Below are 15,063 nucleotides of genomic sequence, written 5' to 3'. Positions count from 1 at the left end.
CTTATCCGCCGTATTACTGAAAGGAGTGGCCATGACAATGTTGAGATCAGCCCACGTGGACACCTTCACCCGCGACCATCTGCCACCGGCCGGCACGTGGCCGACCCTCGAATTCACCCTGCCGGAACTCCAGTACCCGGCGACGCTCAACGCGGCAGCGGCGCTCATTGACGACGCCGTCGCAATCCATGGTGCAGAGCGGGCCGCCCTGGTTACCCCCGACGGCACGGTCTGGACGTACGGTGAGCTGCGGCGGCGCGCCAACCAAGTTGCCCAGGTCCTCACCGAGGACCTGGGCGTGGTGCCTGGCAACCGCGTCATGTTGCGCGGTCCGAACAATCCTTGGATTGTCGCGGCCTGGCTTGGCGTGCTCAAGGCCGGGGCCGTCGTTGTCACCACTATGCCGATGTTGCGTTCCAGCGAGGTCGGCACGATTATCAGCCTCACACGTCCCACCGTAGCCATCTCCGACCACCGGTTCATGGACGAACTGCTCGCGGCGGTAGGAGAGGACACCGTTGTCCTCTCCTATGGATCCGACGACGCCGGTGACCTCGCGTCCCGCTGTGCCGCCAAGAGCGGCGAGTTCGCTGCCGTGCCCACCTCAGCCGACGACGTCGCGCTGCTCGGCCCAACGTCGGGCACCACGGGCACGCCGAAGATCACCATGCATTTCCACAGGGACATCCTCGCGAACGCCGACACTTTTGCCCGCCATATTCTGCAGCCAACCGCCGACGACGTGTTTGCCGGTTCACCACCCCTCGCCTTCACGTTCGGCCTCGGTGGGCTGGTGGTCTTCCCCCTGCGCTTCGGCGCATCCTCGTTGTTGACCGAACGGGCCACCCCCGTGGAACTTGCCGAGAGTGCAGCCGCTGCCGGGGCCACCATCCTGTTCACCGCACCCACTGCGTACCGGGCCATCCTCAAGGAAGGCCGCGGATCGTTGCTCCGCAAGCTCCGGGTAGCGGTCTCGGCGGGCGAACACTTGCCCAAGGAAACGTGGGAAGCCGTTCGGGAGGCCACCGGTCTCCGGCTGGTGAACGGCATCGGAGCCACCGAACTCTTGCACGTCTTCATTTCCGCGTCCGGAGACGACATCCGGCCCGGCACCACCGGACGGGCCGTGCCCGGGTACAGGGCAGCCATCCTCGACGACGAGGGCCTGGAACTAGGACCCGGGCAGCTTGGGCGGCTCGCCGTCATCGGCCCCACCGGATGCCGCTACCTGGACGACCCACGGCAATCGAACTACGTGGTCAACGGCTGGAACGTCACCGGCGACACTTTCACGAAAGATGAGGACGGGTACTTCACCTATGAGGCCCGGTCCGACAACATGATCGTTTCCTCCGGCTACAACATCGGCGCCCCCGAGGTGGAAACCGCCATCGACCTGCACCCGGATGTGGTGGAGAACGCGGTCATCGGCCGGCCCGACGAGGCACGCGGCAGCGTCGTCTGCGCGTTCATCGTCCTGCGCGAAGGCGTCAGGGGCGATGACGCGAAGCGCAAGGAAATACAGGACTTCGTCAAACGGACGATCGCCCCCTACAAGTACCCGCGGGACATCCGGTTCGTTGACGAACTTCCCCGCAATCCCAGCGGCAAGCTGCAGCATTTCAAGCTGCGCGACCGTATCGACAACGACCCCGAACAGCTTGCCGGCGCAGGCTTGGGCCAGGCCTGCGAAGGAGCAAAAGCATGAAAATCGCAATCGTAGGAGGCGGCCCCGGCGGCCTGTACTTCGCGGCATTGATGAAGCAACTCGACCCGTCACACAAGATCACCCTCTGGGAACGAAACGCTGCCAGTGACACTTTCGGTTTCGGCGTCGTATTTTCCGATGAGACTCTCGGCGGGATCGGCAACGCCGACCCCGTCGTGGCCGAATACATGAGCCAGCGCTTCGCCCGCTGGTCCGACATCGACATCCACTTCGGCGGCGAAACAGTGACGGTGGGCGGCCAGGGCTTTGCGGCCATGAGCCGCAAGGAACTGCTGGAACTGCTTCAGCGCCGCTGCGCCGAGCTCGGCGTCGACCTGCGTTTCCAGACCGTTGCGCCACCGCTTGAGGAGCTTGAGGCCAACTACGACCTGGTCCTCGCAGCAGACGGCATCAACTCCCAGATCCGCGCCAAATACGCGGATTCCTTCATTCCGAGCCTTGACCTCCGGCCCAACAAGTTCATGTGGCTCGGCACCGACCAGGTGTTCGAGGCTTTCAAGTTCTTCGTCAAGGAGACCGAATGGGGAGTCATGCAGATCCATGGCTACCCGTACTCCGACGAAGGATCCACGTTCATTGTCGAAATGCACGAGGACGTGTGGCGGGCTGCCGGGTTCGACGAGACCGCAGCCGACGTCTTCCCGCCCGGCGTCTCCGACGAGAAGGCGATCAGCAAGATCCGTTCCATCTTCGCCGAGGAACTCGACGGCTACGAAGTCCTGTCCAACAACTCCAAGTGGCTCAATTTCACCACCGTGCGCAATCAAAGCTGGCGCCACGGCAACGTCGTGCTGCTCGGCGATGCGGCGCACACAGCACACTTCTCCATCGGCTCCGGAACCAAACTGGCCATGGAGGACTCCCTGGCACTCGCCGCCTGCCTGCACGAACACCCGGATGTGGAATCTGCGTTGTCTGCCTATGAAACGGAGCGTCGTCCGGTTGTCGCTTCCACCCAGCGTGCCGCCCAGGCTTCGCTTGAATGGTTCGAGCGGATCGCCCAATACAAGGGGCAGGACCCGACGCAGTTCGCTTTCAACCTCCTCACCCGGAGCCGCCGCATCACCCAGGAAAACCTGCGGCTGCGCGACCCGGAATTCGCCGACGCCGTGGACCGCAACTTCGCCGAGTCCCAAGGACTGACGGAGACTGCGCCGGCCATGTTCCAACCGTTCCGGATCGGCGGACTGGAGCTCAAGAACCGCATTGTGGTCTCCCCCATGGACATGTACTCCGCGGTGGATGGCGTCCCGGGCGACTTCCACAAAGTGCACCTCGGTTCCAAGGCACTCGGCGGCGCCGGATTGGTCATGACCGAAATGGTGTGTGTTTCCGAGACCGGGCGGATCACCCCCGGCTGCACCGGCCTGTACACGGACACACAGCGCGACAGCTGGAAGGAAATCGTGGAATTCGTCCACGCCAACTCGACGGCGAAGATAGGCGCGCAGCTCGGTCATTCCGGCCGCAAGGGCTCCACCAAGCTCATGTGGGAAGGCATCGACGAACCGCTCGCATCCGGCAACTGGCAGGCTGTTGGACCGACGGCCCTGCCATACGGTCCCGGCAACCAGACGCCTGTGGAACTCGACCACGCAGGAATGGCGGCCATCAAGGCTGAGTTCGTCGCCGCGGCCCTCCGTGCCGAAGAGGCAGGCTTCGACCTCCTTGAGGTCCATGCCGCCCACGGCTACCTGCTTTCCTCGTTCCTCTCGCCGGTGTCGAACCGCCGGACGGACGAGTACGGTGGCAGCTTGGAGAACCGCCTGCGGTTCCCCCTGGAAGTGTTCGACGCCGTCCGTGCGGCGTGGCCTGCCAGCAAGCCTGTGACGGTACGCATCTCCGCGACGGATTGGGTCGAAGGAGGCAACACCTCAGACGACTCGCTCGACATCGCGCGGGCATTCGTGGCCCATGGCGCCGCGGGCATCGACGTCTCCACCGGGCAGGTCGCCAAGGAAGAGCAACCGGCTTTCGGCCGCAGCTACCAGACGCCGTTCGCCGACCGCATCCGGCAGGAAGTTGCCGCACCCGCCGGAGCAGCGGTCATCGCCGTCGGCGCCATCTCCAGCTATGACGACGTCAACTCCATCCTCCTTGCGGGACGGGCAGACCTCGTGGCACTGGGCAGGACGCACTTGTTCGACCCCCAGTGGACGCTCCACGCCGCAGCCGAGCAGGAATACCAGGGCACCGGAGCGCAGTGGGTGCCGCAGTTCCGGGCGGGCCGACGCAAACCGCCGAGCTCCCGCACAGATGCCGTTAGGCCCAGGCTTTCACTCTTGAAAGAGCCCGCCTCCAACTCTGAAAACACGCACCTGCGTTGGATCCCGAGAGCAGTCTCCGCGCCCGCGCTGGCCAACTAGGCTGGACCGCATGGCTATCATCCATCGAGCAACCCTGAATCCCAGCAAACTTGAACTCATCGAAAGGTATTTGCCCGTCCAGCCGTGGTTCACCAAGGATGGCTCCGCGCCCGAGCTGCTCGGCGCGTACCGCTTCGATGATCCGGACGGCGAAGTCGGCCTCGAAACCCACCTGGTCTCCCACGGCGGCAAGGTCTATCAGGTTCCGCTGAGCTACCGGGGTTCGGAATTGCACGGTGGGGAGGACTCGCTGCTCGGCACCATGGAACACTCGGTGTTGGGCACGAGGTGGGTGTACGACGCCTGCGCCGATCCCGTCTACGTCGCTGCCCTGGCCACCGCCATCCTCACGGGACAGCAGGAAGCCGAACAATTCGTTGACGTGGACGGTGCCATGGAGCCGCGCAAGAGTTCGGTCAACGTCAAAGGCAGCGGAACGCCCGGTAGCGAAGTCCCTTCGGTGACCCCGGCAGCCCCGGTCACCGAAGGCAGCGTCACCAGCATCGACGCCGGTGAGCTCACACTGCTCGTGAATCGTGTCCTGGATCCGGGGACACCGGGTCCGGAAAATTCAGCTGCCCTGCGGGGTAGGTGGACCGGGCAGGAAGCGCCGGTGCTGCTGGCGTCCCTCTCGCAGGCCTAGGGGATTACTCCCCCGGTCGCGGCCGCCACACCACCACGGCCTGGGACCGCGCCCGGGGGCGCTGCCCGCGGGCCAGGCTGACGACGTCGCCCGCTGCTCCTGCAGCGAAAATACGGGCCTCCATCGGGCTCCGCCGGCGTTGCAATTCCTCGCTCAACTCGGCCACGCGGAACTGCAGCGCGGCCACTTGGTTTTCGAGCTCGAGGATGCGCTTGATGCCCTCGAGGGACACGCCCTCGTGGGAGAGCCGCTGGACCTCGCGCAAGCGGTCGATGTCCCGTTGGGAGTAACGCCGGGACTTGCCCGGAGCGCGGCTCGGCGACACGATGCCGAGGCGGTCGTACTGGCGCAGGGTCTGCGGGTGCATGTCAGCCAGTTCGGCCGCGACGGAGATGACGAAGATCGGCTGGTTGATGTCGATGCCCATGCCTACGTCCTCCCGTGTGTTCTGCCGCTACAAGCGGGCCTTGGCGGCCAAGTCGTGGCGAGGATCGGCGTCGGCTGTGGCCGCGGCGAATGCCTTGACGGCCTCCTCGGCCTCTTTGTTGAGGTTCTGCGGGACGGAGACGTCGATCGTCACCAACAGGTCTCCGGTGGCCTTCGATGTCTTGACGCCGCGACCCTTGACCCGGAGCGTGCGGCCGGAAGGGGTGCCGGCCGGGACGCGGACGGTGACGGTGTCGCCGTCGAGCGTTGGCACGTGGATGTTGGAACCCAAGGCGGCCTCCGCGAAGGTGACCGGCACGTGGATGCGGATGTTGTCGCCGTCGCGGTTAAAGAAATCGTGGGGCTTGACGTTCACCGTGATGATGAGGTCCCCGTTGCCAGCTGCGCCGGGGTTGCCCTTGCCGCGCTGGCGGACCTTCTGGCCGTCCCTGATCCCCGCGGGAATCTTCACGTCGATGACGTTGCCGTTGCTTTCGCGCAAGCTCACCGTGGTGCCGTGAATGGAGCCGGCAAAGGAAATTGAGGTGGAAGCCGTGCGGTCGCTGCCCTTTTGGGGGGCGCGCTGGAAACCGGTCTGTCCACCGCCGAAGCCGCCGCCGAACAGGTCAGCGAACTCGGGAGGGATACCACCGGCCCCCGCAGGCTGGCGTGCGCCGCCGCCGAAAAGCCCGCCGAACAGGTCCTCGAAGCCGCCATTGGCCGGCCCGCCGCGAGCTGCGCCCGGAGCGAAGCGTGCCCCGCCCATGGCGCGAATGGCATCGTACTGCTGACGCTCCTCGGCATCCGAGAGCACCGAATAGGCCTCCGAGATGTCCTTGAACTTCTTCTCCGCAGTAGCATCCCCGGAATTAGTATCCGGATGGTACTTCCGCGCAAGCTTGCGGTACGCCTTCTTGATGTCAGCGTCAGAGGCGTCCTTGGCGACACCAAGGATGGCGTAAAAATCCTTCTCAACCCAGTCCTGGCTGGCCACTCGGCTTCTCTCTTTCGTTTCTGTGTTCGGTTGCGTGCGCTACGCGATGCATAGGCCCCCGCCCCTTCGCGTGGCGGCTAAGTCCTACGGACTTCAGCCGCCACGCTCCGGCAGGCCCGATGCCACTCCCGGGGCCTATGCTTCGCTTCGCGCCTGCTGTCATCTCACCTCAGGCGAGCTTACAGCGGGCGCGAAGCCGGATATGGGGCGGCGGTGTGGAGGGCACCGCGGAGCGGGCACCGCCCCATATGCGGCGAAGCGCCACGGTGAGCACACCTAGCGCGGTGAGTACAACTAAGCCGGCACAGCCACAATCACCTGGGCCGCGCGCAGCACGCGGTCGCCGGACCGGTAGCCGGAGCGCAGCACTTGGCTGACGGTGTCTACTTCGATGTCCTCGCCCGGCTGCTGGATGAGGGCTTCGTGGATCGTGGGGTCGAAGTCGACTCCGGTTTCCGCGATGCGCTCCAAGCCGTACGTCTTCAGCGCGTTCTCCAGCTTGGCGGCGATCGCGGCGAACGGGCCGTCCACGAGGTCGCCGTGCTGGCGGGCGGCGTCGACGTCGTCCAGTACCGGCAGCAGGGAGTTCAGGACGCCGATGACGGCCATTTCCCCTGCGACGGCGCGGTCGCGTTCGACGCGCTTGCGGTAGTTGACGTACTCAGCCTGCAGGCGCAGGAGGTCGTTGCGGAGTTCCGCGGCCTCTGCTTCTGCAGCGGCACCGGGGGCTACCGACTCTTCAGTCGGAACTTCCATGCCGTTGAGGATTTCCTCAGCCTGGGACAGGGCGTCGCCCTCGGCGGCAGCGGCGTTGGAATCAGCTGCCGATCCTTGGGGGTGGCGGGCGGCCCCGGTCTCCGGGTCAACCTTGCGGTTGTCGCGAATGACCGGCTTCTGCTGACCGGCTCCTTCACGCTCGTCGCGTTTGCCCTCGTTGTTGGAAGGTGAGTGCTCTGCGTCGTTGCCGTGGTGAGGCATGCTTACTTCTTTTCGTCTTCGTCGATGATCTCGGCGTCGACGATGTCCTCGTCAGCAGCCTTGGCCCCGGCGTGAGCGCCCTCGGCACCAGCGGCGCTGCTTGCGCCATCCGGGGAACCGGCGTGCGAGTAGATCGCTTCGCCGAGCTTCGACTGCGAGTGCTGCAGCTTCTCGAAAGCGGTCTTCACTGCTGCGTCATCGGTGCCTTCGAGGGCCTTCTTGAGGGCGTCGACGTCGGCCTTGACCTCGGTCTTGACCTCTTCAGGCAGCTTGTCGTCGTTTTCGGCGATGAGCTTGTCCACGGAGTAGGCGAGCTGCTCGGCAGTGTTGCGGGTGTCGGTAGCCTCGCGGCGTGCCTTGTCCTCGGCTGCGTGCTCCTCGGCTTCACGGACCATGCGATCGATGTCTTCCTTGGACAGCGCGGTGCCGCCGGTGATAGTCATCGACTGCTCCTTGCCGGTGCCCTTGTCCTTGGCGGACACGTGGACGATGCCGTTGGCGTCGATGTCGAAGGTGACCTCGACCTGGGGGACGCCGCGCGGTGCCGGAGCGATGCCGGTCAGTTCGAACGTGCCCAGCGGCTTGTTGTCGCGGGTGAATTCACGCTCGCCCTGGAAGACCTGGATGGCCACGGACGGCTGGTTGTCGTCAGCGGTGGTGAAGGTCTCGGAACGCTTGGTGGGGATGGCCGTGTTGCGCTCGATCAGGTGCGTCATGACGCCGCCCTTGGTTTCGATACCGAGGGACAGCGGGGTGACGTCGATCAGGAGAACGTCCTTGCGCTCGCCCTTCAGCACACCGGCCTGGAGGGCTGCGCCAACGGCCACAACTTCGTCAGGGTTGACGCCCTTGTTGGGCTCCTTGCCACCGGCGAGTTCCTTGACGAGGTCGTAGACAGCGGGCATGCGGGTGGAGCCGCCCACGAGGACGATGTGGTCGATTTCGGAGAGCTTGATGCCGGTCTCGGCGATGACGTCGTGGAACGGCTTCTTGGTGCGCTCGAGCAGGTCCTTGGTGAGGTCCTGGAACTTGGCGCGGGTCAGCTGCTCGTCCAGGTGGACCGGGCCGTCGGGGGTGACGGAGAGGTACTGGAGGGAGACGTTGGTGCTGGTGGAGGAAGAGAGTTCCTTCTTGGCCTGCTCCGAAGCCTCGCGCAGACGTTGCAGGGCGATCTTGTCCTTGGAAAGGTCGATGCCCTTGATCTTGAGCTGGTTCAGCAGGTAGTCAACAACGCGCTGGTCCCAGTCGTCGCCGCCGAGGCGGTTGTCGCCGGCAGTGGCGCGGACCTGGATGGTGGAGAAGCCGTCTTCGTCCTTGCCGACTTCCAGCAGGGAGACGTCGAACGTTCCGCCGCCGAGGTCGAAGACCAGGATAAGTTCGTCTTCCTTACCCTTGTCCAGGCCGTAGGCAAGTGCAGCGGCCGTGGGCTCGTTGACAATGCGGAGGACGTTCAATCCGGCGATTTCGCCGGCTTCCTTGGTAGCCTGGCGCTCGGCGTCGTTGAAGTAGGCCGGGACGGTGATGACAGCGTCGGTGACCTTTTCACCGAGGTAGCTCTCGGCGTCGTTCTTCAGCTTCATGAGGATACGCGCGGAGATTTCCTGCGGCGTGTACTTCTTGTCGTCAATAGCGACGGACCAGTCGGTGCCCATGTGGCGCTTCACGGAAGCGATGGTGCGGTCGATGTTGTTGACGGCCTGGCGCTTGGCAATTTCGCCGACCAGGACTTCACCGGACTTGGAGAATGCAACGACAGACGGCGTGGTGCGGCCACCCTCGGCGTTGGCAATGACGGTGGGCTCGCCACCTTCGAGAACAGAGACGACGGAGTTAGTGGTTCCGAGGTCGATACCTACAGCGCGTGACATATGTTGCTTCCTTTCAATGGCCGACGATGGAGATTTCACCCGATTCCTTTACCCGCAAAGGGCTTGGAGGGCGGGGAGCACTCAACCTTCGGCTAGTTGAGCGTTCTGCACTCAACTGTACTCAGCCCTCATTCAATGTCAACCTAAAGTTGAGTCGAGTACGCTCAACTCTGCTGAATGCGGTTCAAGAGACCCCGGCAACACGGGGATTTGTCACCGATTTCGCCGTGGGAGAACGCCCGTTGATGGCCGACGTCGAACTCGCGGGAACAGTGCCGGTTCGCCGGTACACTCCGGCGACTCCGCAGCGTTCCGGCGACGTCGACGGCGGGTGTTCAGTCAGGCGGCATCGGCTTGTAGACCCACGCCACCAGCACCACGGAGATGATCATCAGGAGGAACCACGAGACAAGCTTGTCCGGGGACACCAAATGCCAGCCATCCAGTTGGCTCGGATACAGCCAGGCGTGCGACCAGGTGGCGATGTTCTCTGCAATCCAGATAAAGAGCGCCACCAGCAGGAATGCCAGGACCAGCGGCATCCGGAGTCGACGCCGAAACACCCGGAAGTGCATGACGCATCGGCCATAGATCACGACGACGGCGGCCAGCAGGACCCAGCGGGCATCGACGATGTAGTGGTGCGAAAAGAAGTTCACATAGATGGCCGCAGCGAGGACCGCAGTGATCCAACGCCGCGGATACCGGGCGAAGCGCAGGTCGAAAACCCGGTAAACGCGCACCATGTACGAGCCAACCGCTGCGTACATGAAGCCACTGAAGAGCGGAACGGCCCCGACCCGGAGGACACCCTCGGCTTCATAGGACCACGAGCCGACGTCGGTCTTGAACAACTCCATGACCGTTCCCACCAAGTGGAAGAGCACGATGACCCTGAGCTCGCGCAAGGTTTCCAGCCTCGTGGCCACCATCAGGATTTGGATCACGACGGCGGCGATCGTCAGGAAATCGTTCCTCGCGAGGCCGGCGTTGGCTGGATACCAGAGGTGGGCAGCGAAAATGACGGCAAGGAGCGAAGCGCCGAAGATGCACGCCCACGCCTGCTTGAGGCCGAAGACGGTGAACTCAGTGAGCTTGGATCGAAGACCGTGGGCCGGGGCACCGCCCAGGAAGCGGCCCGCGCTCCCGTCGATAAGTTCCTCTACCGCGGTGAGCTCGCGCATCGGTTCTACTCGCCCGGGCCGAGCTCGCCCGGTCCGAGCCGGCCAAGATAGTAGTTCTTCGGCCAATGCCTGACTTTTTCCGGGAGCCTTGGATAAGCCACCGCCAAGAGTCGTATGGTGCCGTCGAAGCTGCGCCGATGCCGCGCATTCCAAGGAAGTCCGAAACCCGCACGAAGTTGCTCCGGCAGCAGGCCCGCCGTAAGAAGCCGGACCAACGGCATGCTCAAGCGCATCAAGAACGGCCCGCCCGCGGGGTACATGAGCTCGCGAGCCACCCTCAATGCGGCTGCATCCGGTTCGAGGTTCCGCAAGGATTCATCCCAATAGCTCGCGAAGGCCGAGCGGTCGGCGGGCCAGAGCTCGGCGGGCAGCTGTAAGGCTGTCCCGATCCGCGCATACTCACGGTAGACACGATCAGCAGTGTCGTCGTCGAGGGTTCCATGGATCTTTTCGTAAACGGTCACGGCGGTGTCATAGAGGGTCGCCACTACCCAGAGCTGGGATTGCGCGTCAAAGGCGTTGTATCCCGTCGATCCCTCGTCCGCTGGCCGGCGAACCGGGGCATGCGCACGATTCACAGCCCGGCGCACCGCGGCCAATTGTTCGTCCGAGCCATAGACCACGGCGTAGACGTACGTCATGGTGGCATGCAGCCGGTCCAGTGGCCTCTCGGCGAAATTGCTGTGCTCGGCGACGCCGTGACCGACCGCGGGATTGGCGATCTGCATCAGAATGGCGCGTCCTGCTCCAGCGAGCAAAACGCCCTCCGCGCCGATGTCAGAAAGTCCGCGAGCCATGCAGTTACTGTACCTTTCGGTACCGTCTTTCATGCACGGTTGCGCCGGCGGCTACAGCCCCACGATTCCGCGCAGCACCTCGAGCTGGTGCTCAAACAACTCGTCGCGCGCGGCGAAAGTATCAGCCCCGTATTGGCCGAATACCTCGAAGCTGACCGCTCCAAAAACCGACGTCCACACCAGCACACCCCGGGCCAACGCAGGCTCGGGAACGGCCACGCCTAGTTCGGCCCGGATGGCCGCCAGGTCCGCGGCAAGAGCGGGAGGAACGACGACGGCGGGCGCGACGTCGGCGGCCAAGGCACCTGCGCGGTAGGCGGCGTCGAAGATCCCCACCATCCGGTAGATCACCCGCGTTCCGGGTTCGGTGGTGCGCTCGGCGGGCGCTTGGTATCCGGGCACCGGGCTGCCGAACAGGAGGGCGTACCTTGCCGGCTCGCGCAGGGCCCACTGACGAACGGCCCGCCCAAGCGCCAGGAACCCGCCACGGTAGTCGTCCCCCGGGAGTGCGTCGACGGCGGCATCCACTTCGTCGCCGAGCTCGCCGTAAGCGTCAATCAGCAGGAGGGTCAGCAGTTCGTCGCGGCTCTCAACGTAGCGGTACACGGCAGAGGACACCACACCGAGATCGCGTGCGACCGCCCTCAGGGACAAACCCGCGGCGCCATGCAAGGCAAGGTGCTGGCGACCCAGCCGGATGATGTCCGCCACGGTCCGGGCCCGGGCCCGCTCGCGGGGCGTCGATTGTTTGGCCAGTGCGGCTAAAGGGAGCTCCATGCATCCAGCATGCCATAAAAGAGAGCAGTGGAAACAAATGTGAGCAGTGCTCTTGACATGCGATTCAACAAGGTTCATTCTGAATTCAGAGAGCACTGCTCTCGAAATGGTTTCCACCAAGAAGAACTAGGTTCCCAGCCAGAAAGCGAGCAATACCATGTACGTCGTCACAGGAGCAGGCCCCGTCGGATGGACCATTGCAGAGCAACTCGCGGACCGCGGAGAACACGTGCGTGTCCTGACGCGCTCAGGCAGCGGACCGGACCACCCGCTGGTCGAAAAGCTCCGCGTGGATGTCTCGGACCCGGCCAAGTTGGCGGAAGCCTTCGACGGTGCCACGGTGGTCTTCCACTGCATCCACGGTTCTGCCTACCGGGCCAAGGCCTGGGCGGCCGAGCTTCCTGGAGCAGACCAAGTGGTGATGGACGCCGCGGTGACGGCGGGCGCCGTCGTCGTCTTCCCTGAGAGCCTCTACTCCTACAGCGAGCCGGACAAGACCATCACCGAAAGCAGCCCGCGCGAAGCGGCCGGCGGCAAGCGCGGGATCCGCTCCGCCCTGCTGAAGGCCCGGCAAGCCCACCCGGCGAATACCGTCAGCGTGGTGGCGGGCGATTTCTTCGGACCGCGGGCCCGCCTGGCGCACGCCGGCGAGCGCATGGTCCCCCTCATCCTCAAGGGCAAGACAATCCAGGTCTTGGGAAGCGCCGAGCAGCCGCACTCTTTCACCTACGTCCCGGATCTTGCCGCAGCCATGATCGCCGCGGCCCAAAAGCCCGAACTCTGGAACTCGGTGCTGCACGCCCCCACGGGACCGGCAATGACGATGCGGGAAATTGCGGGAAACTTCGCACGCTCGGCCGGCGTTCCCGAACCGAAGCTGAGCGTGGTTCCGGGCTGGCTGCTCCGGACGCTCGGCCTGTTTTCAACCGATATGCGGGAGCTGGCCGAAATGCTGTACCAGTTCGAGCGGCCGTTCGTCATGGACTCCACTGCGAGCCAGGCCAAGCTCGGGCTGGAACCGACGTCGCTTGCGGACACGATGGCGGCGACCGTGGCTTGGTGGCGGGATCAGGAAACCGTGGCTGCCCTCTGAGTCTCGTTCGACGCGACGATGTCACGACAAACAGCCAACCATCGAATGGAGTTACGCCTGAACCCCGGTGACTCGTGGACCAGTGCGGGAGTAACGTAGAGCACAACGGCTAGCTGGACCACTTTGTGGACTGGAGTGTCACCGTGGGTGTTGTGCGATCATCCCTGACCGAGCTCCTCGGGATACTTTCCGACGCCGTCTCGCCCGTGCGCGTCCGCTTCGATGACGGTTCCGAACCACCCACAGGTCAATCCACCGATGCCCCTGTCACGGTCCATGCCGTCGCAATGAACAGGGTGGGCCGTTCCCGTCGGGAGGGGCCGCTGCTGGACCTTGAGCTCAAAGTGGCGGTGGAATGCCATGGTCCCACGCAACTGGACAACATGGAGAAGCTCCTGGTCGCGATCGAGCAAAACACCCAATACTCGGTGGTCTCCAGTGGCGAATTCCAGCCGGACGAATACGACGCCGGCATCCGCAAAGGCCTCGGTTTCCTGGTCCGCGTCCCCATCGGCATAAGCCTCGACGAGCCTTCCGGGCCTCCGGTCGCTGAACCCCTGCTTGCCGCCACCGCTTTGGCCCGCCTCATCCACGGCAGGTTGGTCGACGTCCATAACAAAGGCATCCCTGAGGCATATATCCGCCCACATTCGTCCGGAACCGCCGTCGTGAGCGATCCCACAGGCCATTTCGAGGTCTTGGCCTCGGCGGACGATCTCCAGCATTTTGTCGTGGCAGTCCGCGGCACTGAACGTGAAGTCTCGGCCAATACGAGTAGCCTGCCGGTCATCATCCGATGGGAATGAGGAGAACAGGCGCCCGGACGTGAAATGATCAACCATGCGTCCGATGCAGCACTCCAGCAAACTACAGAACGTCCGTTATGAACTCCGTGGGCCCATCCTTCAAGCGGCCAAGACCATGGAGGCCGAGGGGCACCGCATCCTCAAGATGAATCTTGGGGACACCGCGCCGTTCGGGCTGGAAGCTCCGGAGTCCGTGGTGGTGGACATGATCCACCACCTCCGCGGCGCCCAAGGATACAGCGATTCCAAGGGCATCTTCACGGCGCGGACAGCGATTTCGCAGTACTACCAGACCAAGAACCTGATGAATATCGGCGTCGAGGATATCTTCATCGGCAACGGCGTCAGTGAACTGATTTCCATGACGCTGCAGGCCTTCCTGGAAAACGGCGACGAGGTCCTCATCCCCGCACCGGACTATCCGCTGTGGACGGCCACAGTGACCCTCACGGGCGGCAACCCGGTGCACTATCTCTGCGACGAGAGCCAGAATTGGTGGCCGGACATGTCTGACGTCGAAGCCAAAATCACCAAGCGCACCAAGGCCATCGTCATCATCAACCCGAACAACCCCACGGGCGCGGTATACCCCCGCCACATCCTGGAGCAGTTCGCGGCACTGGCCCGCAAGCACGATCTTGTCCTCTTCTCGGACGAGATCTACGAGAAAATCCGCTACGAGGACGCCCAGCACATCCACACGGCATCCGTGGCAGACGACATCTGCGTCCTGACCTTCAGCGGCCTCTCCAAGGCTTACCGCATGCCCGGCTACCGTGCCGGCTGGGTCGCTTTGACCGGCCCGCACGCGGCAACCGCCGAATACCGTGAGGCTCTGGAACTGTTGGCGTCCCTCCGTTTGTGCTCCAACGTTCCGGCGCAGCACGCCATCCAGACCTGCCTGGGCGGCTACCAGAGCATCGAGGAACTCATCAGGCCGGGTGGCCGGCTCCGCGAACAACGGGACCTGGCCTTGAAGCTGCTGACTGCGATCCCCGGAGTGAGCTGCGTTCCCGCAGCCGGGGCGATGTACTTGTTCCCGCGGCTGGACCCTGACGTCTACCCGATCGAGAGCGACGAGAATTTCGTCCTCGATCTCCTGCAGGACCAGAAAATCCTGGTCTCCCACGGCTCGGCCTTCAACTGGCCTGCCCCGGACCATTTCCGCTTCGTCATCCTGCCATCCGTCCGCGAGATCGAGGAGGCCGTGCGCAGGATCGCCACGTTCCTGGCGGCCTATCGGAACCGGCCGCAGGAGTAGGGCCACCAGGTCCCGACGTCGGCGCGCTAGCCACGACGCTCGCTCACCTTTCGCCGGTTTTCCCCCAACGCTTGCTCACTGGATGTGAGTGAGCGTCACCAGAAAGGGCACCAAAAGTGAGCGAGCGTCGGGACGTTCAGT

At 64.2% G+C, this 15,063-nt stretch carries 13 protein-coding genes; 6 read left to right on the top strand and 7 right to left on the bottom strand.

The window, feature by feature from the left end; translation table 11 throughout:
- Positions 1-31: 31 nt before the first annotated feature.
- Genes ABD742_RS00650 through ABD742_RS00640 form a run of 3 tightly spaced genes read left to right on the top strand, consistent with a single transcriptional unit; the run spans position 32 to position 4,738 of the window.
- Positions 32-1,708, top strand: coding sequence for an AMP-binding protein (locus tag ABD742_RS00650; protein WP_234751034.1), 1,677 nt, complete (start codon positions 32-34; stop codon positions 1,706-1,708).
- Positions 1,705-4,095, top strand: coding sequence for a bifunctional salicylyl-CoA 5-hydroxylase/oxidoreductase (locus ABD742_RS00645; RefSeq protein ID WP_234751033.1), 2,391 nt, complete (start codon positions 1,705-1,707; stop codon positions 4,093-4,095). The genes ABD742_RS00650 and ABD742_RS00645 overlap by 4 nt, the downstream gene beginning before the upstream one ends.
- A 10-nt stretch (positions 4,096-4,105) precedes the next feature.
- Positions 4,106-4,738: a CG0192-related protein gene (locus ABD742_RS00640; RefSeq protein WP_234751032.1), complete on the top strand. Its 633-nt coding sequence runs from the start codon at positions 4,106-4,108 to the stop codon at positions 4,736-4,738.
- A 4-nt stretch (positions 4,739-4,742) separates the two neighbouring features.
- Here ABD742_RS00640 and ABD742_RS00635 read toward each other — a convergent pair whose 3' ends face one another.
- The 7 genes from ABD742_RS00635 to ABD742_RS00605 all read right to left on the bottom strand — a co-directional run bounded on the left by ABD742_RS00635 (position 4,743) and on the right by ABD742_RS00605 (position 11,762).
- A complete protein-coding gene (locus ABD742_RS00635) occupies positions 4,743-5,165 on the bottom strand; it encodes a heat shock protein transcriptional repressor HspR (protein ID WP_234751031.1) in 423 nt (140 codons plus the stop codon).
- A 27-nt stretch (positions 5,166-5,192) separates the two neighbouring features.
- Positions 5,193-6,158: a DnaJ C-terminal domain-containing protein gene (locus tag ABD742_RS00630; protein WP_234751030.1), complete on the bottom strand. Its 966-nt coding sequence runs from the start codon at positions 6,156-6,158 to the stop codon at positions 5,193-5,195.
- Positions 6,159-6,452: 294 nt separating this feature from the next.
- Entirely contained in the window at positions 6,453-7,136 is a 684-nt protein-coding gene (locus tag ABD742_RS00625) for a nucleotide exchange factor GrpE (protein WP_234751029.1), read from the bottom strand.
- Positions 7,137-7,138: 2 nt separating this feature from the next.
- Positions 7,139-9,004 carry a molecular chaperone DnaK gene (gene dnaK / locus ABD742_RS00620; RefSeq protein ID WP_234751028.1) on the bottom strand — a complete coding sequence of 622 codons (1,866 nt, stop codon included), beginning with the start codon at positions 9,002-9,004 and terminating at the stop codon, positions 7,139-7,141.
- A 335-nt stretch (positions 9,005-9,339) separates the two neighbouring features.
- On the bottom strand, positions 9,340-10,188 hold the full coding sequence (locus ABD742_RS00615; protein WP_234751027.1) for a DUF817 domain-containing protein: 849 nt from the start codon (positions 10,186-10,188) through the stop codon (positions 9,340-9,342).
- A gap of 5 nt (positions 10,189-10,193) precedes the next feature.
- Complete coding sequence (locus ABD742_RS00610) at positions 10,194-10,985, bottom strand: oxygenase MpaB family protein (RefSeq protein ID WP_234751026.1); 792 nt, start codon at positions 10,983-10,985, stop codon at positions 10,194-10,196.
- A 51-nt stretch (positions 10,986-11,036) separates the two neighbouring features.
- Positions 11,037-11,762 carry a TetR/AcrR family transcriptional regulator gene (locus tag ABD742_RS00605; RefSeq protein ID WP_234751025.1) on the bottom strand — a complete coding sequence of 242 codons (726 nt, stop codon included), beginning with the start codon at positions 11,760-11,762 and terminating at the stop codon, positions 11,037-11,039.
- Positions 11,763-11,919: 157 nt separating this feature from the next.
- Here ABD742_RS00605 and ABD742_RS00600 point away from each other — a divergent pair, with 157 nt between their 5' ends.
- The 3 genes from ABD742_RS00600 to ABD742_RS00590 all read left to right on the top strand — a co-directional run bounded on the left by ABD742_RS00600 (position 11,920) and on the right by ABD742_RS00590 (position 14,922).
- The gene (locus tag ABD742_RS00600) at positions 11,920-12,855 is read left to right on the top strand and encodes an NAD-dependent epimerase/dehydratase family protein (protein ID WP_234751024.1); all 936 of its coding nucleotides are present in this window, start codon (positions 11,920-11,922) and stop codon (positions 12,853-12,855) included.
- A gap of 143 nt (positions 12,856-12,998) precedes the next feature.
- Positions 12,999-13,661, top strand: a complete 663-nt coding sequence (locus tag ABD742_RS00595; RefSeq protein WP_234751023.1) for a hypothetical protein — start codon at positions 12,999-13,001, stop codon at positions 13,659-13,661.
- 34 nt (positions 13,662-13,695) lie between these two features.
- Positions 13,696-14,922: a pyridoxal phosphate-dependent aminotransferase gene (locus ABD742_RS00590; RefSeq protein ID WP_234751022.1), complete on the top strand. Its 1,227-nt coding sequence runs from the start codon at positions 13,696-13,698 to the stop codon at positions 14,920-14,922.
- Positions 14,923-15,063 lie beyond the last annotated feature (141 nt).

Origin of the sequence: Arthrobacter ramosus, assembly GCF_039535095.1 — a bacterium.
GTDB classification, from domain to species: domain Bacteria; phylum Actinomycetota; class Actinomycetes; order Actinomycetales; family Micrococcaceae; genus Arthrobacter; species Arthrobacter ramosus.
Note: the sequence above shows the minus strand (reverse complement) of the source record. Positions and strands in the feature narration are given on the sequence as shown.

What these genes read in the sequence shown, in the direction of transcription:
- ABD742_RS00610 (WP_234751026.1), bottom strand. Translation starts at nt 10,985, where the DNA reads ATGGCTCGCGGACTTTCTGACATCGGCGCGGAGGGCGTTTTGCTCGCT.
- ABD742_RS00600 (WP_234751024.1), top strand. Translation starts at nt 11,920, where the DNA reads ATGTACGTCGTCACAGGAGCAGGCCCCGTCGGATGGACCATTGCAGAG.
- ABD742_RS00635 (WP_234751031.1), bottom strand. Translation starts at nt 5,165, where the DNA reads ATGGGCATCGACATCAACCAGCCGATCTTCGTCATCTCCGTCGCGGCC.
- ABD742_RS00640 (WP_234751032.1), top strand. Translation starts at nt 4,106, where the DNA reads ATGGCTATCATCCATCGAGCAACCCTGAATCCCAGCAAACTTGAACTC.
- ABD742_RS00625 (WP_234751029.1), bottom strand. Translation starts at nt 7,136, where the DNA reads ATGCCTCACCACGGCAACGACGCAGAGCACTCACCTTCCAACAACGAG.
- ABD742_RS00615 (WP_234751027.1), bottom strand. Translation starts at nt 10,188, where the DNA reads ATGCGCGAGCTCACCGCGGTAGAGGAACTTATCGACGGGAGCGCGGGC.
- dnaK (WP_234751028.1), bottom strand. Translation starts at nt 9,004, where the DNA reads ATGTCACGCGCTGTAGGTATCGACCTCGGAACCACTAACTCCGTCGTC.
- ABD742_RS00590 (WP_234751022.1), top strand. Translation starts at nt 13,696, where the DNA reads ATGCGTCCGATGCAGCACTCCAGCAAACTACAGAACGTCCGTTATGAA.
- ABD742_RS00605 (WP_234751025.1), bottom strand. Translation starts at nt 11,762, where the DNA reads ATGGAGCTCCCTTTAGCCGCACTGGCCAAACAATCGACGCCCCGCGAG.
- ABD742_RS00645 (WP_234751033.1), top strand. Translation starts at nt 1,705, where the DNA reads ATGAAAATCGCAATCGTAGGAGGCGGCCCCGGCGGCCTGTACTTCGCG.
- ABD742_RS00650 (WP_234751034.1), top strand. Translation starts at nt 32, where the DNA reads ATGACAATGTTGAGATCAGCCCACGTGGACACCTTCACCCGCGACCAT.